19 protein-coding genes and 1 pseudogene are annotated in these 25,582 nt (G+C 46.2%); 10 read left to right on the forward strand and 10 right to left on the reverse strand.

The window, feature by feature from the left end; genetic code table 11:
• Window positions 1-2: 2 nt before the first annotated feature.
• A complete protein-coding gene (locus ACXAD4_RS21250) occupies window positions 3-1,619 on the reverse strand; it encodes a methyl-accepting chemotaxis protein (protein WP_475243933.1) in 1,617 nt (538 codons plus the stop codon).
• A 264-nt stretch (window positions 1,620-1,883) separates the two neighbouring features.
• On the opposite strand from ACXAD4_RS21250, the gene ACXAD4_RS21255 reads away from it, so the two are divergent.
• Window positions 1,884-3,722: an MOSC N-terminal beta barrel domain-containing protein gene (locus ACXAD4_RS21255; RefSeq protein ID WP_475243935.1), complete on the forward strand. Its 1,839-nt coding sequence runs from the start codon at window positions 1,884-1,886 to the stop codon at window positions 3,720-3,722.
• An 80-nt stretch (window positions 3,723-3,802) separates the two neighbouring features.
• Here the strand turns inward: ACXAD4_RS21255 and ACXAD4_RS21260 are convergent, their stop codons facing one another.
• Together ACXAD4_RS21260 and ACXAD4_RS21265 are read right to left on the reverse strand one after the other, a co-directional pair.
• Window positions 3,803-4,657, reverse strand: a complete 855-nt coding sequence (locus ACXAD4_RS21260) for a hypothetical protein (protein ID WP_475243936.1) — start codon at window positions 4,655-4,657, stop codon at window positions 3,803-3,805.
• Window positions 4,658-5,278: 621 nt separating this feature from the next.
• Entirely contained in the window at window positions 5,279-6,193 is a 915-nt protein-coding gene (locus ACXAD4_RS21265) for a LysR family transcriptional regulator (protein ID WP_475243937.1), read from the reverse strand.
• A gap of 143 nt (window positions 6,194-6,336) precedes the next feature.
• Here ACXAD4_RS21265 and ACXAD4_RS21270 point away from each other — a divergent pair, with 143 nt between their 5' ends.
• A complete protein-coding gene (locus tag ACXAD4_RS21270; RefSeq protein ID WP_475243938.1) occupies window positions 6,337-9,648 on the forward strand; it encodes a hypothetical protein in 3,312 nt (1,103 codons plus the stop codon).
• Between the two features lie 68 nt (window positions 9,649-9,716).
• On the opposite strand, the gene ACXAD4_RS21275 is transcribed toward ACXAD4_RS21270, so the two are convergent.
• The 3 genes from ACXAD4_RS21275 to ACXAD4_RS21285 all read right to left on the reverse strand — a co-directional run bounded on the left by ACXAD4_RS21275 (window position 9,717) and on the right by ACXAD4_RS21285 (window position 12,712).
• The gene (locus ACXAD4_RS21275) at window positions 9,717-10,283 is read right to left on the reverse strand and encodes a copper resistance protein NlpE (protein ID WP_475243940.1); all 567 of its coding nucleotides are present in this window, start codon (window positions 10,281-10,283) and stop codon (window positions 9,717-9,719) included.
• Window positions 10,284-10,445: 162 nt separating this feature from the next.
• Window positions 10,446-11,849 carry a tryptophanase gene (locus ACXAD4_RS21280; RefSeq protein WP_475243941.1) on the reverse strand — a complete coding sequence of 468 codons (1,404 nt, stop codon included), beginning with the start codon at window positions 11,847-11,849 and terminating at the stop codon, window positions 10,446-10,448.
• 389 nt (window positions 11,850-12,238) lie between these two features.
• The gene (locus ACXAD4_RS21285; protein ID WP_475243942.1) at window positions 12,239-12,712 is read right to left on the reverse strand and encodes a YHS domain-containing (seleno)protein; all 474 of its coding nucleotides are present in this window, start codon (window positions 12,710-12,712) and stop codon (window positions 12,239-12,241) included.
• A 171-nt stretch (window positions 12,713-12,883) separates the two neighbouring features.
• Between ACXAD4_RS21285 and ACXAD4_RS21290 the strand changes: the two genes are divergently transcribed.
• The 3 genes from ACXAD4_RS21290 to ACXAD4_RS21300 all read left to right on the forward strand — a co-directional run bounded on the left by ACXAD4_RS21290 (window position 12,884) and on the right by ACXAD4_RS21300 (window position 15,474).
• Complete coding sequence (locus ACXAD4_RS21290; protein WP_475243944.1) at window positions 12,884-13,750, forward strand: AraC family transcriptional regulator; 867 nt, start codon at window positions 12,884-12,886, stop codon at window positions 13,748-13,750.
• Between the two features lie 129 nt (window positions 13,751-13,879).
• Entirely contained in the window at window positions 13,880-14,803 is a 924-nt protein-coding gene (locus tag ACXAD4_RS21295; RefSeq protein WP_475243945.1) for a LysR family transcriptional regulator, read from the forward strand.
• 248 nt (window positions 14,804-15,051) lie between these two features.
• Window positions 15,052-15,474 (forward strand): universal stress protein, encoded by a 423-nt coding sequence (locus ACXAD4_RS21300; RefSeq protein ID WP_475243946.1) that lies wholly within the window; start codon window positions 15,052-15,054, stop codon window positions 15,472-15,474.
• A 94-nt stretch (window positions 15,475-15,568) separates the two neighbouring features.
• Here ACXAD4_RS21300 and ACXAD4_RS21305 read toward each other — a convergent pair whose 3' ends face one another.
• On the reverse strand, window positions 15,569-15,844 hold the full coding sequence (locus ACXAD4_RS21305) for a nitrogenase-stabilizing/protective protein NifW (protein ID WP_475243947.1): 276 nt from the start codon (window positions 15,842-15,844) through the stop codon (window positions 15,569-15,571).
• 299 nt (window positions 15,845-16,143) lie between these two features.
• On the opposite strand from ACXAD4_RS21305, the gene ACXAD4_RS21310 reads away from it, so the two are divergent.
• Window positions 16,144-16,995, forward strand: a complete 852-nt coding sequence (locus tag ACXAD4_RS21310; RefSeq protein ID WP_475243948.1) for an enoyl-CoA hydratase/isomerase family protein — start codon at window positions 16,144-16,146, stop codon at window positions 16,993-16,995.
• Here the strand turns inward: ACXAD4_RS21310 and ACXAD4_RS21315 are convergent.
• On the reverse strand, window positions 16,992-17,150 hold the full coding sequence (locus tag ACXAD4_RS21315; RefSeq protein ID WP_475243949.1) for a hypothetical protein: 159 nt from the start codon (window positions 17,148-17,150) through the stop codon (window positions 16,992-16,994). The genes ACXAD4_RS21310 and ACXAD4_RS21315 overlap by 4 nt on opposite strands.
• 567 nt (window positions 17,151-17,717) lie before the next feature.
• Between ACXAD4_RS21315 and ACXAD4_RS21320 the strand changes: the two genes are divergently transcribed.
• From ACXAD4_RS21320 to ACXAD4_RS21335, 4 genes are all read left to right on the forward strand, one after another.
• Window positions 17,718-18,809, forward strand: a complete 1,092-nt coding sequence (locus ACXAD4_RS21320; RefSeq protein WP_475243950.1) for an efflux RND transporter periplasmic adaptor subunit — start codon at window positions 17,718-17,720, stop codon at window positions 18,807-18,809.
• Window positions 18,809-21,862 (forward strand): efflux RND transporter permease subunit, encoded by a 3,054-nt coding sequence (locus ACXAD4_RS21325; RefSeq protein WP_475243951.1) that lies wholly within the window; start codon window positions 18,809-18,811, stop codon window positions 21,860-21,862. Before ACXAD4_RS21320 ends, ACXAD4_RS21325 begins: the two co-directional genes overlap by 1 nt.
• Before the next feature lie 277 nt (window positions 21,863-22,139).
• Window positions 22,140-23,435: a MipA/OmpV family protein gene (locus ACXAD4_RS21330; RefSeq protein WP_475243952.1), complete on the forward strand. Its 1,296-nt coding sequence runs from the start codon at window positions 22,140-22,142 to the stop codon at window positions 23,433-23,435.
• Between the two features lie 38 nt (window positions 23,436-23,473).
• Complete coding sequence (locus ACXAD4_RS21335; protein WP_475243954.1) at window positions 23,474-24,877, forward strand: ferredoxin reductase family protein; 1,404 nt, start codon at window positions 23,474-23,476, stop codon at window positions 24,875-24,877.
• 86 nt (window positions 24,878-24,963) lie between these two features.
• Here the strand turns inward: ACXAD4_RS21335 and ACXAD4_RS21340 are convergent.
• Together ACXAD4_RS21340 and ACXAD4_RS21345 are read right to left on the reverse strand one after the other, a co-directional pair.
• Window positions 24,964-25,344 (reverse strand): annotated as a pseudogene (locus ACXAD4_RS21340) (VOC family protein).
• A gap of 9 nt (window positions 25,345-25,353) precedes the next feature.
• A complete protein-coding gene (locus ACXAD4_RS21345) occupies window positions 25,354-25,551 on the reverse strand; it encodes a helix-turn-helix domain-containing protein (RefSeq protein ID WP_475243956.1) in 198 nt (65 codons plus the stop codon).
• Between the last annotated feature and the right edge of the window lie 31 nt (window positions 25,552-25,582).

Genomic DNA, 25,582 nt, shown 5'->3' on the forward strand with positions numbered 1-25,582 from the left:
ATTTACACTTTAAACTGCTTGAGCTGATCACCCAAAGTAGCAGCTGCTTCACTTAACGACTGACTTTCAGAAGCCAAATGCTGGGCGGCCTTGTTGATATCATCAGTAGCGGTATGAATAAGGTTAACCGTATTGTTAACCTCCTCGGTTACCGTTCCCTGCTGCTCAGCGGCCGTTGCCACCTGCATGATCATGTCATTCGCTTCGGTTACCAAGCCTGCAATACGGTTAAGTTCATTTTGAACCTGCTCGGTATGCTCAACGCTGTATTGTGTTTGCTCGGTGCTTTCTGCCATCGATTTAACGGTGTTAAGCGTACTTTCGGTCAGCTTATCAATGGTTTCTTGGATCTCTATGGTGGACTGCTGGGTGCGGCTGGCAAGGTTGCGCACCTCATCAGCAACCACGGCAAAACCACGGCCCTGCTCACCAGCACGGGCGGCTTCGATCGCTGCATTGAGTGCCAACAAGTTCGTTTGCTCTGACACCCCTTGGATAACCTGGGTGACATTACCAATCTCTTCCACGCCATGCTTAAGCTCGCCAACACGGTGATCAGAATTTGCAATACCCTCTGAAACAGAGTGGATTGCAGCCATTGCCTGCACCATTCGCTGATTGCTGGCATCAACCTGAGCATTAATTTCGGCAGTAGAGGTCGACACTGTTTCGGCGTTCTGGGCAACATCGGTAATAGTGGCGCTCATTTCTTCCATCGCAGTCGCCAACTGGGCAAGTTGCTGGTTCTGCTCTGTAATGGACTGGGCACACTGCTCACTGGCCGCTGCAATGGTACCCGCCATACTGACAGACTGCTCAGCATTTTGGCTAGCGGCTTGCAACGTCGTGCGCATCGCTGAAGAAGCCTGATGTAATGCATCGGCGATCTGGCCGATTTCATCCATGCGATCCATAGTGAAATTCTGGGTTAAATCCCCCTGCTCCAGTTTTCGAACCCGCTCTGTCAATTGCTGAAGCGGTTGGCTGATGTCATTGCTGATCCAAACCCCAAGCCCTACCAAGAGTGCGATGAAAGCCAAACTGACACCCAGTTGGAATACAATGCCGTCAAAGAAGCGCTCTTCGATATCCAATAAGTGGACACCAGTACCTACAACCCATCCCCACTTGGCAAAATTCTCGACATAGGAGATTTTCTCGGAAACCTCACCACTCGGTGCAATCCAGGCGTAATCCAAGAAGCCCGCTCCGGAGCGACGGGCGATCGTCGTCATTTCCAGCCAATGCTGTTTGCCAGAGGCATCTGTCACTGCCTGCATCGATTGGCCTTCCTGCTGCTGGCGAAGCGGATGCATAACAAGCGAGTTATCGGTAGCGATCACCCAAAAATAATTATCGCCATCAAAACGCATTGCTGATAGCGCCGACTTGGCTTCCTGCTGGGCCAAGTCCTGATCAAGTGGGTATTTATCCGAATAGTAATGCACCAAGGAAATTGCCGCTTTCACTTGTTCCTGCATCGATTCCTTACGATCTGCAATATCACTCTGATAACTTTGATTAGCCTGAAATACTGTATTGAAAAGCATTAAAATGGCTGCAATAGCGATCAGTGCCAATAATTTGGCTCTTACCCCATAATGCCGTAATAGGTTCATAGCTCCCTCTTTAGTTACATTTTAATTTTCCAGATATTATGAACGACCAAACAATCCCATTTCTTACAAATATTCATAAACTTCATAATCTTATGAGTTGATATTGTAAATAAGTATAAATTTGCAAAGCAGAAATCAGAGGCAGTAACAATTAAATGCTTAATTACTGTGAAACCATCAATAATGCGATGAATGAATTTTGCACCTTCGCAAAACACAATTTGGTAGAATGGCGTTATCTGCGCAAAGAATAACGACACAAGGATGATAACAGTGAACCAATCAGCCAAAAATCTGGCATTAAGCCAAATAAACATTTTCCCCGTTAAATCAATTGCAGGTATTAGCCAATCTCACGCTTGGGTTGAACAACAAGGATTAAGTTTCGACCGTCGTTTCATGGTCGCCCGTCCTGATGGCAGTATGATCACGGCGAGAAAACACCCGCAGCTGGTCAAAGTCTCAGCGGCACTATTATCCAATGGCTTGGTGCTTAGCTACCCGCAGCAGCCATCATTAAAACTGCAGTACAGCGACTTTGCGATGACCGAATCTGAAGCGACAGTCTGGAAAGACACCTTCAATGCTTACCTCACTACCAAAGCCGCCGACGACTGGTTCAGCCAGATCATAGGCGAGCCAGTGCAACTGTTATTTACCGGCGAACAGTCTCAACGCCTGAGAGCCAAGATCAGCCAAAATGTCAGCTTTGCCGATGGCTATCCGATGCTAATCATCAGTGAGGCATCACTGGAAGCTCTCAATGCCCGAAGCCCACAGCACCACACCATGGATCAGTTCCGTACCAATCTTGTTGTTTCAGGTACCGAGCCATTCGCCGAGGATGGTTGGAAGCGCATCCGCATTGGTAAAGTAGAATTCGAAGCCGTGAAGCCTTGCTCCCGCTGTATTCTGACAACGGTTGATCCTGCAACCGGCGAATTCAGTCAATTGAAAGAGCCGCTCAATACGCTGTCTTCATTCCGTTCAGACGGCAGTGGCGAGGTATACTTCGGCCAGAACTTAGTAGCCCTTAACGAAGGTTTGATTAGGACAGGTGACAAAGTTGAAGTGCTCGAGACCAAGCCTAAAGAGATCTACCCTGATAACGGGACTCAATCCCTTACTTTAACTTGTGTTGAGCGCGAAGAGATCGCCCGGGATTTCTGTACGTTCTGGCTGGAGCCAGCCAAACAACAGTCTTTGCCTACTTACCAGCCAGGGCAACACCTGCCGATACAGGTCGAAATCAATGGGGAGTACGTGGCCCGCCGCTATACCCTGTCCTCCAGCCCGTCTCGTCCTGGCCGTTTTGGCATTTCGGTAAAACGGGTTGATGATGGCAGGATATCAAACTGGCTCCATGATCATTTCCAGGTGGGGGACACCTTAGTGGCCGAGAAACCCGATGGTAGTTTTCACTTAGGCCATCACACCGACAAGCTGTTGCTGCTTTCGGCAGGCAGCGGCGTAACACCAATGATTTCGATGCTGCGCTACCTGGCCGACCATAACCAAGTGCGTGATGTCATTTTCTACCACCAATGCCGTAGCCAAGCAGATATTCCTTATCTTGAGGAGTTGGAGCAATTTCAGCAGCAATTCCCGCAGCTAAAGGTGATGATTTCTCTCAGCCGTCCTGATAAAGACTGGAAAGGGTTTTCTGGCCGTCTTGAAGCTAACCACTTAGCCCAAATTCAAGATCTAGCCGAGCGACAAGTGTTCGTTTGCGGCCCACACAACTTCATGGAAAGCGCCAAAGGCCTGTTGCTTAAAGCTGGCCTTGATGCTACCCACTATCACCAAGAAGCCTTTGGCCCAGTCACACGCGAGAGCAATAAAACCCAAGAAGTCACTATCAGTATCAACGGTAATATGTTCAGTGGCGATAACCAAAACACGTTGCTGGAACAGGCTGAAGCCGCTGGCCTCAATGTCTCCAACAGCTGCCGTGCCGGTTTCTGCGGAGCATGCAAAATGACGTTGGAGTCTGGTGAAGTGGATCAGCCCGATGTCCCAGCCTTGCTTCCGGGTGAGAAAGAATCTGGCAAAGTACTCGCCTGTTGCTGCGTGCCGAAATCAGATGTAGAGCTTGTTGATTAGGTTTGAAAAGATCTGGCATTTGCCAGATCTTTTTTCATTACTGGCATGAGTGAAATAATCATCCCATTTCAACCCATTTGTTATTCAGCTATATAGAGTGAATCATACGGTTGGCCAGGAGGGTTCTCTCTGTGGTACATGGTTTTAAGTACCCGCTCAGCATTGGAGTCCCATGCAGCGCCAGTACCAAACCCAGGGAAGTGGTTCCCCATACCAAGGGCATGGCCTAGCTCATGGTAAACAACCTCTTGCGAAGCAATGACGGTACAGCCTTCCTGCGCGTTATCAGGGTCACCATCTATATTTATCCAAGTAAACTGAAGCCCATCCTTATTAAAAATGTCTTTCGCATTCTTTATATAAGCTTGCCCAGAGTCCGCAAGATAAGAGTTTATATTAAATATGTATGGGCCTTGCGAAACGGTACCTGAACCGCAGTTACCCCAAGTCGTACCTTGACTCCAGATAAACCCCCAATCTGTTTCTAGTCCTGAGTAATCAATCGCGATAGGATTTGAAATATCGAGGTCAATAATTCCTTTACGATCGAATAGTTGATAGCCAATGAGATCTTCGACATAGTCCATGGCTTTTGTGAAGCGTACATCATCAGCCCCCAAGACATAGGTAGGGATCAGCCGCCCTTCTCTCCAGCGTAATAACCCAGGTACTTCAGGAGGCTCTGAGCCATCTTCAAAACAGACGATGTGATTACATGTTTCAATGTACGGGTCTAATGTCCCCCACGCCTCTAGCGTGACATTTTGGTCACAAGTGCCACCCAGCCTCAAGGTAGTACATTCAACGACGTCAGCGACTTTTTCATCCGTCCAAAGTGGAGGAGGCGGCGGCTCGGATGAACCTGAAGAACCACTATTACAACCGACTAAAGCTGCTACAGCAGCAAGGCTAAAAGTTATCTTTAATTTATGCATATTACTAAAAAGTCAGGAAAAAAAAGGAAAATTCAAATTAACTGACTAATTAGTAATCACGCTAAATAAACTGTAAAGCGATGTTAAATAAAGATTTTAATCTGATATTCACATCAGGTATTTTTAACCGAAACATCAATTCATAATAACAATAAATACTGTGTGTGTTTCAATACTCATTAGTTAATACATTTCTACAACATACCCGCAGACATCCCAACAAAATGACCATCGATACTTTTTGTTACATTTAGCTTGAATAACTGTTTCTGATTTTGACCATTTCAATAACTTTATACCTAAGCTACTTCATCAGCGATGAAATTAAAAAGGATCCAGCTAAAAGCTAGACCCTTTTCTATCATCAATTACTGATTAGCAGCTCATATTTCATGTTACTGCTTACGCAACACGTAATGGCTTGCTAAGTCACCTTCTACGCGATTACCTTCTTTATCCAAACGGAATAGCTGGTTCTCACCCTCGAAGTATTGGCCTGTTGCTGTGTTCCAATACCGAAAGGTTTCGTAACTGACGATGGCTTCCCTCCCTTTAGAAGGACTTCAACATCTCTTAAAAGCAAGCTTTAGCGAAAACTTGTATAGATAAACACCCTGCTGACTATAAGACATTGATTGCGGCCTCTTTGACCTTCTCCCTCAACCAGACAATCGATGGATCGAGGTTTCTGGGTTTTGACCAATATACACAAGCTTCAACTTTCTGTTTCAGAAACTCATTTTCCAAAATTTTCAAATTAAAAATTTCAGAATTTTCAACCGCCATTTTTCGAGTAAACAAAGCCAAGTTATTACTATCTCTAATGGAAGATAATAGCCCCCAATAGCTTGCTACTTGCCTTTTTATTTTTCTTTTTTTCAATAACTCTAAACTAGAAGGAGAAAAATTTTCAAATACATTGTAATTACTCGATAGACTTGAAACTGTAACGTGTTGATGCTTTAAGAACTCATGCCCAAGTATGGTACTTCCATTAAACTCTGGGTTGTTTCTACTACAAACGACAACCAATTCATCTTCATAAATTTTATGAGAATTGATAGAAGGTTCCGTATTAATGGCTCCTTCAATTGCGAGGTCTATAGTACCTTTCCTCAACATATCCTTCGTCTCTTTTGTACTCTTGTTATCAACTAAAATCGTTACATTAGGAGCTTCTTCCTCCGCTATCTTAAAAAGCTCCGGAATTAAAGAGTGCTCAAATAGACTTATGTTTGATATTTTAAATACACGTTTGCTCGCGCTAGGATCAAATCGAGTTCTTGTTGCTGATAGTGCATCTAATTTTAAAATTGCATCTGCAATATCAGGATATATTTCTAACGCAAATGCTGTAGGCCTAACACCTAATTTTTCCCTAATGAAAAGGGGATCATTATAGATCTCTCGCAGTTTAGAAATACTTTGACTAACTGACGGCTGGGTTATTCCTAACCTCTTCGCCACCCTCGTATATTGTCGCTCCTCTACCACCGCAGCAAAAATCGCCAACAGATGATATTCATTAAACTTCATACTTCCCGTTTAGATATAAAAAATTTTATATCTAATAGTAACATATTTAACTCTTAAGTAAGTAAACTTTTCCAGCCTAATTGATTTGTTACATCTATTTAAATCAAGAGCTAAAAAACGCATATACGAAGGACGTACGAATAATGAAAAAAATCAGCTTGCTAGCTGCGGCAATTTCGATGGCTTTAGTTGGGTGTGGGAGCGATGATTCAAGCTCTCCTAATACCCCATCAATACCAACACCAACACCAACATATATTACTGTCACAGCAATTGATGGTTATTTGCATAAAGCTAACGTTTTTGTTGGTGAAAACTGCAACAGCTATGTTAATCAAACCAATGAGGATGGTCAGCTTGAGCTTGAACTAACGAATGAAACTGTCAATCAGAAAGTCTGTATTGAAGCCGTAGCCGGTAAAACTATAGATATGACTCGTGGTGTCGTTGCTGATAGCTTTACCCTTGCAGCACCTGCTAGGCCAGAGACTGCGGATGAGCCCGTTGTAGTCAGTCCTATGACTAATCTAGTTGTTGAGCAAATGGATTTTGCGAAAACAAATGGAATAGAAATGACACAGGAAGAAGCAGAGCAGGCAGTTGTTGATTCTTTCAATACCCATGATGACGTTGTCTATACATCTGACGACATCTTTGGCGATTACATTGATGCAGCAGAAGGAGAGGGACAAGAGGCTGAAAAAGCAAAATCAATCAACATCATCGGTGAAACATTAGTTGATAACGATGAAGTACTTGAAGTTGAAGACCAACTAAAGGTAATTTCAGACATCTCGGAAGAAACATCTGAAATCATTGCTGATAATAATCAAGAGCTTAGCGATGATTATGCACCCAATGTTATTACAGGCGAAAATGGCTACGAACGTATTGAGCCCAACCATCGTCCAGTAGTCGCTGATGATGCCAATATTGAACCTGAAACCCTCGAGTTAGGTGAGTCAGTCAGTTATGAATTAATGAACCTTTTCGTTGATGCTGATGGTGACCAATTATTTTATACGGTTGACGCACAAGAAGCAGCTGGTGCTGATATTGTGAAAGGCAGCTCAACCTTAACGGTTAACCCCACTCAAGCAGGTGATTACGATGTATTAATCTATGCATCTGATGAAGTTTCTCGCTCCTACCCATTGGTACTGAAAGTCACAGCGAAGACACCAAATACTGCCCCAGTGTTGAATGAGCAAAATACCCTTCAAGCAGATCTTGATGCTCTAAATCTAACTGCAACAGTAAGCACAGATGAACGTGTATCGATTGACAGCCTATTTATCGATGCTGACAACGATCGACTAATTTATGATGTTACAGACGTTGCAGAAAATGGCTTGAGTATTAAAGCGGATAATGACACCGCTGAGCTACACATTATTGGTAAGCCAGAGCAGGAAGGTATCTTTGCATTTACTGTGACAGCTGACGATGGCGCTCACCCAGCAGTGAGCCAAACCTTCACGTTAAATGTTGCAGAAGCACCAAATGCTGCTCCAATCCCAAATCCAACTCAACAGCAGCGTGTAGCGGATGAGCTAACAGCACTTGAGTTACAAGTTGGTGTAGCCGTTCATGATGATATTAATCTTGAGCAGCTGTTTAGTGATGACGATGTGTTAACGCTAACAGTGCAAGATACCATTGCTGGCGTAGATACAACCATAAATGGTGAAACTCTTACCCTATCAGGTACACCAACGGCAGATGGTCATGCTTCTCTAGAAATTACAGCTGCTGATGGTACGAATGCTCCTGTTTTAGCAAAGTTTGACATTAATGTAGCTGAAGAAGAGGCCGTAGACCCTGTCGACCCTGTCGTGCCTGCTCCAACTCCACGTTTTGAAGATAAGCACTTTATTGGTGGCTACTGGCGCATGGGTGAGATTGGCGAAGATGAAGGCGATCTTGAAATGGGCTGGGCCTCACTGCTGAAAGAGCAAGACCAGCACTATTTTTGCTGGAAGAAAAGCATTGATATTGACACTCCAGAACAACTCGAAGAGCTAGAGTTACCAGACAACAAAAAGCTAGTGATAGGCTCAAACAGCGACGATTGTTGGCCAGTCGATATTCAATCTGATGGTACACTATTAGGTGAAGGTGAAGTGTATACACCAGTCTATACATCAGAGAATAATGGCGACTATCAGATTGTATTCAAAGTTGAAGGTGACTTGTTCTGGTTAGATTCTACAGAAAACTTGCCATTCACGGCGATGCTCCCTGTCCCTGAAATGGATCAGACGGTTTATCAGAGTATTGACTGGGAGAACGAATCTGATGTTAAAGTGATCTTACGCAGCGCAAACTTTACGGTAAACGAACAAAACATTTATGCTTCCGAGGTGACAAAGTCAGGAGCCTTTACTGCTCGTGAACTAGAAGGTTATGATGATGTATTACCAATGGTTTGGGCTGGTACTTGGGAAATTTCTAGCTCGGATGATGGCAAAGAACTATTGAGTTACAACTCGGCGACCTCTGCCGACTACGAACAGCGTTATATGCGCCAATTTAATGGTGGTGAGTTACATATTCTCGTAGCGCAGCATGGAGAAGAAATTGGTGAAAAAGTAGATATCGTATTAGAGTCGACCGATGTGGCTTTGTTACGCCGTATCAATGCTGTATGGGATCCACAATCAACGCAACCAAAACCAGCTCCCCTTGATCCTAACTTACTTGCCGGCAAGACGTTCTATTTAACCGAGTATGGTTCATCTGATGGTGAAATAGATTTAGACCATTCCGTTGTATGGTGTGATGCCGTTAAATTTGAAGATGGAAATTATTATTTCAATAAGCGTAACCCGTCGAATAATATCACTTGCCCAACAGATACAGATTTCGTTCAAGAAGGCACATACACCATCGATGAGGATAATTCACGCTTAGTCGTTAAGGCAGGTCTTGATTCAGCCGTCTTCACAGTAATGGGTGATGCGAGTGATGTTTCACAAGGAGCTCTATCGGTTGTCGCTTATGGTGAACGCTATACCTACTTTACGGATAAAAGAGCTGTTGAAGAGCGCTTAAATGCGAAGTCTAGTTCCAATGGTCAAACCGAAAATAGCTTTGGTTTCTACTTACCGACAGAGCAAGAAAGTGTCTCTCAACTAGGACAAATCAGTATCAGTTTGACAAAGTCTAATGCGAATATCGCCTTTTACAAAGCAACTGATGGTGATGATATCACTTGTGAGCTGGTTAATGATTACTTTGAAAACTTTTGGGTAAGTTATGGTGATAATGCTAGTTACTGGTGGGGAGTTAACCAGCACTGTGAAGTCGATGGTCAGGGCAATGCTTTCGTCGAAATCCCTCACAATTTTATAATGATGCCAAATACCGTATATAGCGTCATTGGCAGTTCAGACAATGCTTATCAAGAAGCGGTCAAATACAATATTCGTTGGGATGGTTCTTTAGCCAATTAATATAAGTATATTGTTTTAATAAGTACAAAGCCCTGCATTGCAGGGCTTTGTAGCACTTTTATTATCAGTTACTGCTTGCGCAACACGTAATGGCTTGCCAACTCACCCTCTACGCGATTGCCTTCTTTGTCGAGGCGGAATAATTGGTTTTCGCCAACAAAATACTGCACCGCATCATCACCAGCACCCGGCAAGGCAATGGTATTACCTGCGGTATTCCAGTTAAACGAGCCTTCGTATTCAAAGGTATTGTCTTCCTTGCCCAAGTACACCTCGGTCAGGATAAACGTGCCATCCTTTTTTACCACTAGCTCGGTTTTGATCCCTTCGCAATCAGCACAAGGCAGGATACCGGTATAAGTACCATTCCAGTCAAGTGCATTGCGTGCGCTGTGGGCCGAGTCGGCTACTGGCTGTGCCACTTCAGGCAACTGCGCTGGAACCGCTTCTGTTTGTTCAACCTCTGGCAAAGTCACCGGTGTCTCTGTTGTTGATGCGCCACCAGCTTGGGTTGGGTTTTCAACAACCACAGCAGCTTCAGTCTCTGTTTGAGATGGGGATTCCGGTGTGGCTTTTTGATCACATCCCGCCAGTACGAAGCCAGCCACAACCAGTGCAAGTAAGGTCTTTTTCATTTTGATATCCTTAATGAGCATTCTCATAAAACTTGGTCTTTATTTTAATGCTCGGATTGTGGGCGCAGCGTCATCGCTAGGTTAGAGATACGTCAAAACCACCGTAAGCCGATGGCTCACGGTGGTTATCTCACCGATATGGCGCTTTAATCACTGCAAATGTTAGTCCGACACCGGCTTCAGCTTGGCGGTAAAGTGGCGCAGAACCGGTGGCTCGTATTCGAACTCTAAGCCACGTATTTCACTTGCCCGTTGGTTTACTGCGATCAAGGCATCAGCCACATAGTCCATATGATCATTGGTATAAACCCGACGGGGGATGGTCAGCCTCATCAGTTCCAGCGCGGTATCTTTCTGCTTGCCGGTTTGCGGATCCCGCCCCATCAGCAACGAACCAATCTCCACTGCCCGCACGCCAGATTCCAAATAAAGCTCATTGCACAGGGCATGGGCCGGAAACTGGTGAGGAGGGATATGGGGCAGCATTTTCTTGGCATCGACAAACACGGCATGCCCGCCGGTAGGGTATTGGATCGGTACCCCGCCCTCGCGCAGTCGCTCACCCAAGTATTTCACCTGGCTAATACGGTAGTGCAGGAAGTCTTCATCCGCCGCTTCATAGAGCCCGCGAGCCAAGGCTTCCATATCCCGACCCGCCATACCGCCATAGGTGACAAAACCTTCCATCGGTACACAACGGGTTCTTACGGCTTGGAACAAGTCCTGATGATCTTTAATACAGCAAAGCCCCCCGATATTAACCATGGGGTCTTTTTTCGCCGACATCGTCAGGATATCGCCGTACTGGTACATTTCGCGGATGATCTCCAGAATCGATTTATCGGCATAACCCGCTTCGCGCTGCTTAATAAAGTACGCATTTTCACAATACCGGGCAGAATCAATCACCACTGGAATATCATTCTTCTGCGCCAGTTCATACACTGCCCGCATGTTTTCCATCGCGACCGGCTGCCCCCCCGAGCTATTGCAGGTCACTGTGGTAATGATGGCAGCAATGTTTGTCGAGCCGTATTTATCAATCGCCGCTTCGAGCTTCTCGAGGTCAAAGTTACCTTTCCAGTCATCGTAGGTAGAGGTATGGAAAGCACTTTCGGTCAGCAGGTTGATGGCCTTGCCACCGCTCATTTCAATATGGCCGGCGGTGGTATCAAAGTGGAAGTTGGAAAGGAATATCGCTTCATTCCCTCCCCTGACACTGCGCATCCGCTCTACCAAGCATGGAAACAGAATTTGCTCAGCTCCCCGCCCCTGATGGGCAGGCACAGTTAGCTTGTAGCGGAAGAAATGTTCAACTGCCTGGCAGAGATTGTAGTAGTTGCGGCTGCCTGCGTACGCCTCATCCCCCATCATCAAGCCAGCCCACTGGTTGTCACTCATCGCCCCGGTGCCCGAGTCAGTCAGCAGGTCGATATAGACATCTTCGCTGCGTAACATGAATGGGTTGTAGCCCGCTTCGATTAAGGCCTGGCGACGGTCTTCTTCATCCGTCATCCGAATACGCTCTACCATCTTGATACGGAATGGTTCTGGGATCCTTTTCATCTCTTAACTCCAATAGTGCCACTCACAGTCGTCTGCCAGCGGCGAAATACAAATAACTCAACGGTGTGAAAGCCACACTGATGTCATCGGTTAATATGGAATAAATGGCCCGGTAAGCCCGAGCAAAGAGACTACACAGGGAAGTCGTTAGAGAGGCGGAAGTCTTGGTTAAACCATGCCGACATCATTAAGGTGATGTCAGGCGTCACCACAGCAGATTGGCAGGTCATATTTGCTTTCCTTCACAAATAAACAGGGGTAAGTATTGCCTATAACTTCACTTGATTATAGACAATACTCAGCATACCCAAACTCCTGCTAGTGAAGCTGTGACAAGCGTAATAATTAAGGAGGAAATTACTGAAAAGCAAAACCTACCTATCAGTCAGCTATAACTTATCTGCCTCAATCAGTTTGATATTGGTCCAGTTGCTATCGGCACTGGCAATGTATCCTGCGGTATCTTCCAGCCAGCGTTTCTGCACCGATTTATCCAGATTGAGATACAGCTTGTTATCCACCACTTTCCAGGCTTCAGGGTCGGTATCAAACTTCTTGTTCATTGCCACACCGAAAGCACAATAGCCGCCATACTGAGGCACATACTCGGTAGGGTTAGCCTCGAAGCGCTCCTTGTTTTCTTTACTCGCAAAGTGATAAGTCGCCCCTTTGTAAGTGGCACTATAGGCACTAATGCCGAGTTTTGCTTGCTGGTCGGTAAAGTAAGCAACAGGATCGTAGCCTTTGATTGCCAGATCTTTCTCATCGGCATTGATATCAATATCGGCCGCCAACACCGTCATCGACAAACCAAGCAGTGAAACAGCGGATAGATTTCGTATTGTTGCAGTGAAAGTAGCCATGATGACTCTCCGTTTAACTTAATGACGTAGAGTAAATTTAGCCGGCTCCTGCGACCTATAGGGATACATCAGTCCTATACTTGATACCGATAGTACGAAATAGCACGAAGCAATATTGAATAGCACGAAACTGGTGAATGAGCTTAACGAAGCATAAGGAATACTATGGCCATGGATCAAGATCACCTCTCCCAGCTGATGCAGCACTTCTCGGTAAAAGCCGGGGTGTTCTACACCGGCACCCTCTGCGGTATTTCCCACTTTGATGATCCTGCTATCTCTTCTGGCCACCTCCACCTATTAAAACGTGGAGGGCTAACAGTAATCGACAACTGCAATACCCATCACCAGTTCGATAAACCCAGCCTGATCTTTATTCCTCGACCTTCTGCACACTCTCTTCATCCGCAGAATATTCCTGCTGTCTCCCAAGATGAAGTCAGTCCCGACATGGCTAGCAGCACTGAGCTCGTGTGTGCCACCGTAGATTACGGCGCAGGAACAGATAACCTCTTTACCACCGCCCTGCCACCATTAATGGCAGTCCCACTGGATCAAACCAGCCCCCTATCAGCGATTGTCGAACAGCTTTTTGCTGAAGCCTTTTCCCAGAACCCTGGTAAAAAGCTCATTATCGATAGGTTGTGTGAGATCTTGCTGGTATTGCTAATACGTCAAAGTATCGAGCAGCGCACCCTTGATGAAGGTATGCTCGCTGGCTTATCCCACCCCAAACTGGCCCGAGTGCTTGAAATGCTCCACAACGAGCCTGACAAGACATACTCAATGGAACAGCTTGCTAGTGAGGCTGCGATGTCACGTACAGTTTTCATGGAGTCCTTTAAGTCCGTAGTGGGCACCACGCCAGGGGACTACCAAATGCGATGGCGGATAGAATTGGCACAGAGCCTGCTCAAAAAAGGCAAAGCACTGGCCTATGTGGCTGATGCAGTGGGCTATAGTAACCGTTCAGGGTTTGCCCGCGCTTTTCGCAAGGTAACAGGCATGTCGCCTTCCCATTGGCTTGCCGAGCGTTAACACCTATCCCCCCTGGGTTTTAGAATTGATATCACTAACTTCAACACGGTCGCCTACACTGTTGAAAGTAAAAGATAACGCTCCCTTTCAGTTGTGACGATTTGTCATCTATTAACTTAGCGAGGATATATGGATATTGAAGGTATTCGGCTATTTGTCCTCGCGGCCGATATGCTCAATATCAGTGCTGCTGGTCGCCAGCTAGGATTAGCCCCGGCTGTCGCATCGGCAAAGTTAGCCAAACTCGAACATCAAATAGGAGCCGATCTGTTGCACCGCTCTACCCGCAAAGTCGCCCTTTCAGCAGAAGGGACGAAGTTTCTGCCTTTTGCTCGGGAAATCATCGCTCAGGAAGATGCTGCCCGAGCCATTTTGAGCAACAGCAGCAAGGAGATATCTGGTACATTGCGCTTTGCTGCCACCAGTACCTTCAGCCAACTCTATGTCGCCCCCATACTGCCCGAATTTTTAGCACGTTATCCCAAAATAAATCTCGAACTGAGAATGTCAGATACCAAGGTGAACCTAATCGAAGGAGGGTTCGATCTCGCCCTTCGCAACTACGCTATCGAAGACAGCAACCTCAAGGCTCGAAAGTTGGCTGACGACAGGCGGATACTGTGCGCTTCACCGGACTACCTCACCCAATTTGGCAACCCTCAGACTCCTGAAGAACTTGCGGATCATCAACTGCTGGTTTTCATGCGTGACAGTGCCAGAGAGCTAACCTTTCAGAAACCACCGACCATTACCGAGCAGCCTTCTTGTTCATTCCCCCCCAAACATGCCAAAAGCCGGGTGATATGCGATGACGGCTCGACCATGCGGGTCGCCACCATGGCTGGGGTGGGAATATCCATGAACGCTTACTGGAGTATTCACCAAGAATTGAAAAGCGGTGCCTTGGTCCATGTCTTGCCCGACTATGAAATTACTGACCAATCGGCTATTTGGTTGGTTTATCCAAAATCGAATGTGCTGCCTGCAAAAGTGCGGGTCTTTATTGACTATATTCTAGAAAAAATAGGCGATCCGCCTATTTGGGAAAGGTAGCTATGTTTTAGAGAGAGCTTAGTTTGATAAAGAGAACTAGGTTTTAGAAAGAGAACCTAGTTTTTAGGAAGAGAGCTAAGTCGGTTATATCGCCGTTTTTACACAATACTGACTGTCTATGATAGTGCAGCATTATTGTATTACATATCAATAAATTATATGCTTTTTAGCCATTCTGAGACATCTTCGACACTATTTTTCCCCGTCTCGAACTATGCTGGGATTATATCAAGCAGGAGGGCGTGGTGATGAAATACAAACATATTTTAGTTGCACTTGAACTATCAGAAGAAACCAATGTGCTAATTGATAGGGCTGTTTTTCTAGCCAAGCTACTCAATGCAGAGGTCTCTTTTGTCCATATTGACGGCACGCATGGGGAGATCTATCCCGAGCTGATTGATATAAAGCAATCCCCAAACGAAACGCCTTTGGGTGAACCTAAAATGGAACAACTCAGGGTCTTTGAAACTAATACCGATTATCCCATCAAGCACTTCTTGATTGGTACCGGTGACTTGAGCAGTAAGTTACAAGATATTATCCCGGAAAGTGGTGTGGATCTGATCATCTGCGGTCATCACCATGATTTTTGGAGTAAAATTATTTCCTACTCCAAGCACCTGATCAACAAATCGCCAGTTGATATCCTCGTTGTCCCTATCGAATAAATACAACGTAACTCGTCATCTTAAGAAAGGTGACCTATTGCCGGATTAGCACTCCCCTGCTGGTTCGGCTTTTTCATACCTTGACAGATTAAGGCTACCGTCTCTGACACGAGGTACAGCCTCGGCAGGCAGAGCGAGTGTGCGGATCCAACCGGCCACGCTGCACTTTGCAATAGGCATTTTTCAGTGCCCGGCGGGCAGAGAACCAATCATCCGGTTTGGAAATCAATACATAACCGTTAAAGCGCTTAACCAATTGGGTTCGGTATTCATTGATAAATTTACTGTCAAAGTCGATTTCGAAATACTCGAGCGCCTGCTCAATCGACGTAAAGCTGGCAATTTTTTGCAAGATATCGTTTTGGCTCATCAATTTTCAGGGTTAAGGCAATACAAAAATGAAAGAAGGGTAGTGTACGGTATGGCAGGCCGCCATTTATTGATGCGACACGGTATTTACCTTGCTTTTGCTCTGTTCAACCCTTAGCGATTATATGGAAAATCCATATTCTCTTTTCCATTATCTCTAATTTACCGACAGTCTCTCCTCTCCTAGTTTTTAAGGTGTGCAGAACACTTCTTCAACAAAATTGGCTGCACAATTCTGATATTCATTCAATTCATATACTTACTGCTTCAACAATGGATACAAAGATGAGGAGTAACAAGATGGAATATAAGAATTTCACGACGTTTACGGTAAAGGTCGAGGAAGGTATCGCTTGGGTGACCATTGACTATCCCCCAGTCAATGTACAGGGGCAAGAAATGCTCGCCGATCTCAACAGCTTGGCATTGCGGCTTGAGCGTGACCGCGAAGTTAAAGTCGTCGTGTTCCAATCTGCCCACCCGGAAATCTGGGTATGCCATTACGATACCAACCTGCTGCGCGATATGTCCAAAGACGCTGTCGCCCGTAACGAAGCCAAACTCCTCGATCTGCAAGCTGTTTTAGAACGCATCAGCAAACTGCCACAAGCAACCATCGCCAAACTTGAAGGCTACGCCCGTGGTGGCGGTCATGAGTTTGCTCTTGCCTGTGACATGCGCTTTGCAGCACGCGGAAAATACAACTTCATGCAGATGGAAGTGGCAATGGGGATCTTACCTTGCGGTGGCGGCGCTTCGCGTATGGCACGCCAGGCAGGATTAGGTCGAGCACTGGAGATCATCCTCAGTGCCCGAGATTTTGATGCCGATGAAGCCGAAGCCTATGGCACCATCAACAAGGCGCTTGAACCCGATGAAATCGGTGAGTATGTCGAAACACTCGCCAAACGCATCGCCAAGTTCCCAGCCGAATCCATCAACGCCTGCAAGCAGACAGTCTATGAGTCTATCGACAGGCCAATCGATGATGCTCTTAAAGCCGAAGCCTATTGGCTATACCAAGCCACCAGCAAAACCTCTGCAATTACCCGGTTTACATGGGCTGATGAACAAGGTGCTCAGTTCGATTTAGAAAACCAGAGAAACTGGGAACAGCTTGTCATCAATATTCAAGATATCAACGAGGATTAAGCCTCAATTCCCAAGTTACCTAAACTCAGATGGCTGCCAGCACTTGATTTAACGCTGCGTAGCCATCGGTTGATCTGAGCACTAGCCAGGCCTACAACAAGCAATACCCAAATATGAATTTCTCTTAACCATGGTGAATCAGCTTTATTTTCCATACACTCCTCCTTAAACAGCCAACACCCCAAATAACCTCAATGAAAAATAAAACCGCAATATGGGTTTAATATCTCAGGTTCATAATTTCGCCCCAATATTATTGGGGATAATGAAGGAGTATCGACATGGTCAAGTTGCATTTAATCTTTGAGTCTCTTTTCTGGGCCTTGCTTATTATTACCATTTTCCGAGTCGACCTAAGTAGCTACCTATTAAATTTCCTCATTTCTTTCTAGCCTTTCTCAACCCACACTATCAACGCCAACCTCAAAGCCAAACTCAATACCTGCAAGAACGGCAAGGACTGCCACCGCACATAAACACCCAACCACCTCAGTTATTAAACCACCACAGTTATTAAGCCAATACGAAAACCAACAACCCATTGTTTATAAAGAATTTACATATCAAAAGCATGCTCTGCCAAAAATGAATATCTCTTAAACGTAGTGTAATCACAGGCCACTCTTTACCATTAGCCCCATCAAAACAGTCGTATTTCAGACGCAACGGCTTAAAGCAAAAAACACACAATACAAATACAGTTTATTTCGGAGACAGCAGCAATGAAGTTAACACTTCCAACCTTGCCCAATTACAAATTATTGAAAGTCGCGATTAGCCTAACGCTATCCGTCGTCATTTTAACAGGTTGTAACGCAGAGCCAGAATCAGAAATAAAAGCTGTTGTTGTCCGTCCGGCTATGACGGAAATTGTCACCTTTTCCAATAACTCAGCATTGAGCCTAAGCGGTACTGTTCAAGCTGCACAGCGTGCCGATCTTTCTTTTCGCTCATCAGGCCGCTTGGTCGAGATATTGGTTAAGGAGGGCGATGAAGTGAAGAAAGGCGATCTGCTGGCTAAACTGGACCCCAAAGACGCTGAAACCAACCTAAACTCAGCTCGCGTTGAAATGCGTAACACCCAAACCGAATACCAGCGTGCCAAGTCCATCTTTGAATCTAGCCAAGCCATCTCAAAGAGCCAACTGGAAGAAATAGAAGTTCGTTTCCGTTTAGCCAACCACCGCTTGGATGAGGCCAAGCGCCGGTTGGAAGAAACCCGCCTGCTAGCACCGTTCGACGGCATGATCAGCCGCAAACACCGCAACACCCATGTGCTGGTTCAGGCCAATGAAGCGGTTTTGTCTCTCCATAACCTCTCCGATATGGAGGTAGTTATCGATGTCCCAGAAAGGCTGATGCTTAAAGAAGAGCAACAACAGCCAACAGTGATGGCACAAATTCCAGCCTTATCGGGCAAGCAGTTTGAACTGGCGTTGAGAACCTACTCAACCAAGCCTGATCCAGTTACCCAAACCTACGAGGTGACAATGGGTTTTGTTGACCTCAACAACACAACAGTTTTGCCGGGCATGACTGTTCGGGTTATCCCGGGTGAAGACAATCAAACCGTATCGTCTTCTATGTCGGTGCCATTGTCGGCAGTGATCCCCGATAACCAAGGCCAGCAATACTTATGGTTAGTAAACAGTAGTAACCAGCTAGAAAAGCGCTTCATTACAACAGGTACGCTGAAAGGAAGCCGAGTAGAAGTCACAGCCAACTTAGACGTTGGCGAGCAAATCGTAGTGGCAGGCACTGCAAATCTCTCTGAAAACATGACGGTAAGACCCACTCTGATGGAGGCTAAATAATGAATATCGCTCGCTACACATTAGCCAAACGCACCAGTGTTTGGGTCTTGATAGCCCTGACCTTGATCGGGGGCTACCTCAGCTACCTCAAGCTTGGCCGCTTTGAAGACCCAGAGTTTGTGATCCGCCAAGCCGTCATCGTGACGCCATATGCAGGTGCCACTGCACAAGAAGTCGCAGATGAGGTCACTGATGTTATCGAGGGAGCGGTACAGTCATTACAGGAATTGGATGAAGTCACATCGGTCTCAAAGCAAGGTATGTCCGAGGTCACTGTTGAGATTAAACGCAGCTTTTCTAACACCGATGCCGAGCTGCAGCAGGTTTGGGATAAACTGCGCAGGAAAATTAATGATGCCCAGCGTATGCTGCCGCCGGGAGCAGGACCATCCATCGTCAACGACGACTTTGCCGATGTTTTTGCCCAGTTCTATGCGGTAACCGGTGAAGGCTACACTGACAAGCAACTGCAGGACTATGTTGATGAGCTAAGGCGAGAACTGGTACTGGTACCAGGGGTTTCAAAGACCACCACCATGGCAGAAAAGCAGGAAGCAATTTTTGTCGAGATTGCCAGTGCTCGCCTGGAGCAGTTTGGCCTCTCTGCTGAGCAAGTCTACCAAGTACTGCAAAAACAAAATATGGTCACCGTGGCAGGTACACTGGAAACCGAGTCCATGCGTGTTGCCGTGGTGCCGACCTCAAGCGTGCGCACTTTTGATGACCTAAAAAACCTGCAGATCGGTATCGGTGAAAACAACACCATTATGCGCCTTGGTGATATCGCAACGGTTACCCGAGGCTACCAGGAGCCGACATCCGTACTGATGCGCTACAACGGTATGCGTGCGATTGGCCTTGGGATCTCGAATGTTGCTGGCGGTAATGTGGTCGAGATGGGTGATGCGGTCACTGCCCGTATTGCCGAGCTTGAAAGCCAGCGGCCTGTGGGTATTGAATTGCACGATGTGTCGATTCAGTCTGAATCGGTAAAAGCGTCAGTCGCTGATTTCATCAATAACTTGATTGCCGCGGTTGTCATTGTTTTTGTGGTCTTGCTGCTCTTTATGGGTGTGCGCACCGGTATCATCATCGGCTTCGTCCTAGTGTTAACTGTGGCTGGCACCTTGATAGTCATGCTTATAGATAACATTGCCATGCAGCGTATCTCGCTGGGTGCTCTGATCATTGCCTTGGGGATGTTGGTTGATAACGCCATCGTCGTGACTGACGGAATTCTGACCCGGTTACAGAAAAACCCGCAAGCGAATCGCGAAGAAATTTCTGCTGAAATCGTCGATGAGACCAAGTGGCCGCTGCTGGGTGGCACAATCGTCGGGATCTGTGCCTTCAGTGCTATCGGCTTGTCACCATCAAACATGGGAGAATATGCTGGCTCACTGTTCTGGGTGATCCTCTACTCGATGTTCTTGAGCTGGGTATTAGCGATTACCGTTACCCCGTTACTGTGCCATGACTTTATTAAAATCAATGCGAAAAAGGCTAATGCCAAGCCAGGGCGAGTCAGCAAGCTTTACCACAAGGTATTAGTTAAAGTACTCAACAACCAAAAAACCAGCATCATGGTGGTCATTGCAGTTTTCGTTATGGGTGTCAAAGCATTCGGCTATGTGCCTCCAGGCTTTATGCCAGAGTCACAGCGGGCACAATTTGCGATTGATGTGTTTCTGCCGCAAGGCTCAGATATCTCGCGCACTGAAAGCATCATGCTAGACATTGAAAAAGACGTAAGTGCCAAAGACGGTGTCACCAATACCATCAGCTTTATCGGCTCTGGCGGACTGCGCTTTATGCTAACGTACTCAGCCGAGCCTCAGAACCCGAGTTATGGCCAACTATTGGTTGATGTCGATGACCACAACATTATCGAAGCGCTGGTAGCCGAGCTACAGGTTGAACTGGGCGAGCGCTACCAAGATGCTTCGATCAATGTGTGGAAGTTCATGTTAGGGCCAGGTGGCGGTAAGAAAATTGAAGCGGCATTCAAAGGCCCAGACAGTGAGGTGCTTCGCCAGCTAGCAGAGCAGGCAAAAACCTTAATGAATGACAACCCGAACCTGATTGCTGTTCAAGATGACTGGCGACAGCAGGTGCCAGTGCTAAGCCCAGTATTTTCGGCAGAAAAAACGCAGCAGTTCGGCTTGACGACCCAAGAGCTAAACAGCGCAATCGAACAAACCTTGTCGGGCAGGCAGGTCGGTGTTTACCGCGAAGGCAACGACTTAGTACCCATTGTTGTACGTGCGCCACAGGATGAGCGTAACCATGAGCATGCGATTGAAAACACTCAGGTGTTTAGCTCAAAAGCGGGTAGCTTCATCCAATTAAACCAGCTGATCGAATCCAACGATTTGGTATGGCAAGATGCAATGCTAAGGCGCGTAGACCGTATTCCAACCATTATGGCGCAGGCTGATCCTGCCCCGGGAGTACTGACGTCAACAGCCTTCGAGTCAATCAAGGCGGAGATTGAAAACATGCCATTGCCTGTTGGCTACCAGCTTGAGTGGCACGGTGAATACAAAGATGCCAAAGAGGCAGATGAAGGCCTAATGCTATCAGCACCTTACGGTTTCACAGCGATGGTGTTGGCAGTGGTATTCATGTTCAATGGTATCCGCCAAGCGCTGGTTATCTGGTTGACAGTCCCACTTGCGGTTGTTGGTGTCGCCGTTGGCTTGATCATCTTCCAGACGCCGTTTGAATTCATGGCGACATTGGGCTTCCTGAGCTTGATCGGGATGATGGTGAAAAATGCGATAGTACTGGTTGATCAGGCAGACAACGAGGTACGATCGGGTAAAGCGCCATACTATGCCATCATTGATGCAGCGATGAGCCGAGCCAGGCCGGTGATCTTGGGTGCGACCACCACCATTCTTGGTGTTGCGCCATTGCTAATTGACCCGTTCTTCAAGAGTATGGCGGTGACCATCATGTTTGGCCTGCTATTTGCGACAGTGCTGACCTTGGTCGTTATTCCGTTGAACTATGCACTGTTCTTCAAGATTAAGCCAATGACAGCAGAATAAGCGCTCTGAAAAGGAACTAAATAATAAGCCTGGGCACTGCTCAGGCTTTTTTATTTATCGAAGGTAAACTTCAACTCGATAAATATAATCGTTATAAAGTGAATATCTGATAGTCATTCACTTAATTCACCCTCTCTATAAAATACTAAGCAAAGTAACCCCAAAAATATAAAACACCTTGAATCAGGGGTTAAAAAGGCAATGGATATGTCCCCACAAAATAAATAATGAGTGTTAATTCCAATTAGCACTCGGTTCACTTATACGAGTGCCAATAATGAAATATCACTATTTATTACCTCTTTTAGCCACCTCTATTGCCGTTAGCAATGCCGTTGCCGATACTTATCCTCACTCAGAAAAGGAAAGCTGGGGTGTCGGGATTGGCATGCGCAGCACGAACATCATTTTTGATACCAGCGACAATGTGGTGCACGATGTCATGCCGCTGCTATTTTACCAAGGCGACCACTTCTACCTCGATGGCGCCTCAGGTGGGTATCATTTTTACCAAAGCGATAATGTCTCTGTCGGTGCCCTCGGCAGGATCCGTTTTTTTGATATCCCAAAGCGCTACCAGAATGAAGTACAAGGCACCCAGTTTGATCTTGGAGGCAATCTCACCTGGCACTATTCGCCACAGCTTGATATCAGCGCAGAGTTACTTAGCGATAAAGATGGTCGGGTCTATTCTAACCTGACCGGTGAATACACCATTGACCACCCAGCTTGGCGTATCAGCCCTTATGTCACCGCAACGGGGAAATCCTCGAGGTTCAATAATACCTACTACGCCTTAAATACCGAGGAAATTGGTTACGGGTTTAGCTACAGCGCCGGTGTCAAAGGCCGCTACCAGCTCTATGAAAATCTCTATGCGGTCGGCCAAACCAGTGCCACCTTGCTCGATAACAAAACTTATCAAAGTGACATCGTTGACTCTAGGGCACAATGGGAGACCTACTTGGGCTTGGCATTATTCAATACCCCAGGGCAAAGGACGCACTCACAGCTCCCGACCAATTCATACCTGCGAATTGCCAGTGGTGTCGCGACGACCTCCGGCGTGTCTGACCTATTGATGCTCGACAATAATACCGACCCGTACCGGAATACTATGACCTCGGTGTTTTATGGTCACCCAATCGCTGACACTGTGTTTGGCTGGCCACTGTACTTCTACCTCACCCCGGGTTTTGTCCAACACCACAAGTCAGACGTACAAGGTAGTTTTGGCGAATATGTCATGGCCATAAAGGCTTACTATACCTTTAATTGGCCAACGACCTGGCGCTTCGGCTTTGCTGAGGGGATATCCTACAGTACCCAAATAAGCCATATCGAGAAGGAGCGGCTCGGGGAGAAAGGCTACAAGCCCAGCAAGCTGATGAACTACTTGGACTTTTCTTTTGATGTCAACATGGGGGACATGCTCAACAACAAATCGCTATCGAACATGTGGCTCGGCTACAGCTTGCATCACCGTTCGGGGATCTTTACCCAGACTTCGGCTTTCGGCAGGATCAAAGGGGGGAGTGATTACAATAGCCTCTATATTCAATGGGACTTTTAATGCCCACTAAGTTCGATCCAGCTTGATAAGGGCTCGATTTGCCAATTGTTCATCCATGGTGTTTAGTCTTAAAGGGGCTCGTTAAACTCAGTAGAAGGTTATCACCGATGAAGAATATAAAGATATTGTTCGTAACTAGTCTGCTTTTACTGACGGCTTTATGGATATTGGCCGATACATTTACCCCTTCACCTTTCACTTACTTTAGCTTTCGCTCTGTTTTCCTTCAGTATTCTGGCATTATTGGTATTGCAGCAATGAGTTTATCAATGTTGCTCGCAATCAGGGTGAAATGGTTAGAACGTCCACTGAATGGGCTAGATAAGGTGTATCGTCTCCATAAATGGTTAGGTATTACCGGGCTGGTATTTTCAATTCTTCACTGGTGGTGGGCTCAGGGCACCAAATGGATGGTTGGCTGGGGATGGTTAAACCGACCAGAAAAACAGGGACCAAACGCCGAAATAATGACAGCATTCCAGCAATGGTTACTCGACCAACGCAGTTTGGCTGAATCAATTGGTGAATGGGCATTTTATCTCGCGGTGATCTTGATTATTTTGGCACTGATAAAATCATTTCCTTACCACCTATTCATAAAAACCCATCAATGGCTGGCTATTGTCTATTTGCTTTTAGCATATCATTCGGTCGTATTGGTTAAGTATGATTATTGGTCTCAGCCCGTCGGTTGGCTGATGATGATATTGCTGCTAGCCGGATCAACATCTGCCTCGGTGGTACTAACAGGACAAATTGGCCGCAGCCGTAAGATCCAAGGGGAAATCGTTTCACTGACTTCCTACCCTGGCGTTCGAGTGATTGCCAGTACAATTAAGCTCGACTCGGGCTGGTCTGGACACCGACCCGGACAATTTGCCTTTGTCAGATCCAAAAAATCCGAAGGTGCTCACCCATATACAATCGCATCAGCTTGGAGTGAAGAGGAGTCCAAAGTCACCTTTGTGGTCAAAGAGCTTGGCGACTGGACAGGGCAACTGAGCCAATGGCTTAAAGTGGGTATGCCGGTTGCTGTTGAAGGACCTTACGGTTGTTTCGATTTTGAAGAAAAGAAAACACGACAAATCTGGATTGGGGCTGGCATTGGTGTGACACCTTTCATCGCAAAAATGCAGCACTTGTCGAATGAACGTGGCAACCGTGAAGTGGATTTCTTCCATGTCACAGCAGATTATGATAAAGCGGCCATTAATAAACTCAAAGAAACGGCTGATAAAGCCAAAATCAGATTACATATTACCGTTACTCCGAGAGATGGACGTTTAACACCAGAACAAATCCGCGGGGTTGTTCCGGACTGGCAAAGCGCCAGCTTTTGGTTTTGTGGTCCTTCAGAATTTGGTATCGCACTGCGCAAAGATTTAGTCGAGCATGGGCTGGCACCTTCTGACTATCACCAAGAACTGTTTTCCATGCGTTAAAGGTTAAACCACAATGCAATTAAACTAGGAGATGCTCTCGGTATCACCTGGTTTCTCTATTACATACTGGTTAATTCAACAAAGCCTTACAGCTCTTGCATCAACTGGATGTAGTTACCGCAAGTATCGTCTAGCACCGCTATCATGACAGGCCCCGCCTCTCTGGGAGCGATAGAGAATTGAACCCCTAGCTTTGTCAGCCGTTCGTATTCTTTATTAATGTCATCAACAGCGAATGATGTCCAAGGGATCCCGGCCTCTTTCAATGAGCTTTGGTATTGCCTCGCTGGCTCAAAGGCCATGGGCTCTAGCAATAACTCAACGCCCGACTGCTCTTGCGGATAGACAACGGTTAACCACTAGTGCTCGCCTAGAGAGACTTCTGCTTTCTTGATAAACCCTAAAATATTGATTAATAAATTCAATGCTTTATCTTGATCTTCAACCGGAACGCTGGTTAAGCCGATTCTACTTACTTATGTATACCTTTGCAGTTTTTGGAACTCCCTTGGAGAATACCCCATACACTTTTTTAATACAGAAGAGAACGTCGTTAAGCTTTCATAACCGACTTCAAAGCAAGTTTGGGTTATCGGCTCTCCTTGCCTAAGAAGCGCTTTGGCTTTTGAAATGCGCATATCCCGTAGATAGTTTCTCGGTGTAATCCCATACATCTGCTTGAAGATTCACACATAGTGAAAACGA

It is taken from the genome of Photobacterium sp. AWH4_225 (assembly GCF_056158405.1).

Coding starts and splice junctions, on each gene's coding strand:
- ACXAD4_RS21305 (WP_475243947.1), bottom strand. CDS start 15,844: ATGAGCCAAAACGATATCTTGCAAAAAATTGCCAGCTTTACGTCGATT.
- ACXAD4_RS21270 (WP_475243938.1), top strand. CDS start 6,337: ATGAAAAAAATCAGCTTGCTAGCTGCGGCAATTTCGATGGCTTTAGTT.
- ACXAD4_RS21315 (WP_475243949.1), bottom strand. CDS start 17,150: ATGGAAAATAAAGCTGATTCACCATGGTTAAGAGAAATTCATATTTGG.
- ACXAD4_RS21345 (WP_475243956.1), bottom strand. CDS start 25,551: ATGTATGGGATTACACCGAGAAACTATCTACGGGATATGCGCATTTCA.
- ACXAD4_RS21255 (WP_475243935.1), top strand. CDS start 1,884: ATGATAACAGTGAACCAATCAGCCAAAAATCTGGCATTAAGCCAAATA.
- ACXAD4_RS21320 (WP_475243950.1), top strand. CDS start 17,718: ATGAAGTTAACACTTCCAACCTTGCCCAATTACAAATTATTGAAAGTC.
- ACXAD4_RS21325 (WP_475243951.1), top strand. CDS start 18,809: ATGAATATCGCTCGCTACACATTAGCCAAACGCACCAGTGTTTGGGTC.
- ACXAD4_RS21280 (WP_475243941.1), bottom strand. CDS start 11,849: ATGAAAAGGATCCCAGAACCATTCCGTATCAAGATGGTAGAGCGTATT.
- ACXAD4_RS21300 (WP_475243946.1), top strand. CDS start 15,052: ATGAAATACAAACATATTTTAGTTGCACTTGAACTATCAGAAGAAACC.
- ACXAD4_RS21310 (WP_475243948.1), top strand. CDS start 16,144: ATGGAATATAAGAATTTCACGACGTTTACGGTAAAGGTCGAGGAAGGT.
- ACXAD4_RS21265 (WP_475243937.1), bottom strand. CDS start 6,193: ATGAAGTTTAATGAATATCATCTGTTGGCGATTTTTGCTGCGGTGGTA.
- ACXAD4_RS21285 (WP_475243942.1), bottom strand. CDS start 12,712: ATGGCTACTTTCACTGCAACAATACGAAATCTATCCGCTGTTTCACTG.
- ACXAD4_RS21250 (WP_475243933.1), bottom strand. CDS start 1,619: ATGAACCTATTACGGCATTATGGGGTAAGAGCCAAATTATTGGCACTG.
- ACXAD4_RS21295 (WP_475243945.1), top strand. CDS start 13,880: ATGGATATTGAAGGTATTCGGCTATTTGTCCTCGCGGCCGATATGCTC.
- ACXAD4_RS21260 (WP_475243936.1), bottom strand. CDS start 4,657: ATGCATAAATTAAAGATAACTTTTAGCCTTGCTGCTGTAGCAGCTTTA.
- ACXAD4_RS21290 (WP_475243944.1), top strand. CDS start 12,884: ATGGATCAAGATCACCTCTCCCAGCTGATGCAGCACTTCTCGGTAAAA.
- ACXAD4_RS21275 (WP_475243940.1), bottom strand. CDS start 10,283: ATGAAAAAGACCTTACTTGCACTGGTTGTGGCTGGCTTCGTACTGGCG.
- ACXAD4_RS21330 (WP_475243952.1), top strand. CDS start 22,140: ATGAAATATCACTATTTATTACCTCTTTTAGCCACCTCTATTGCCGTT.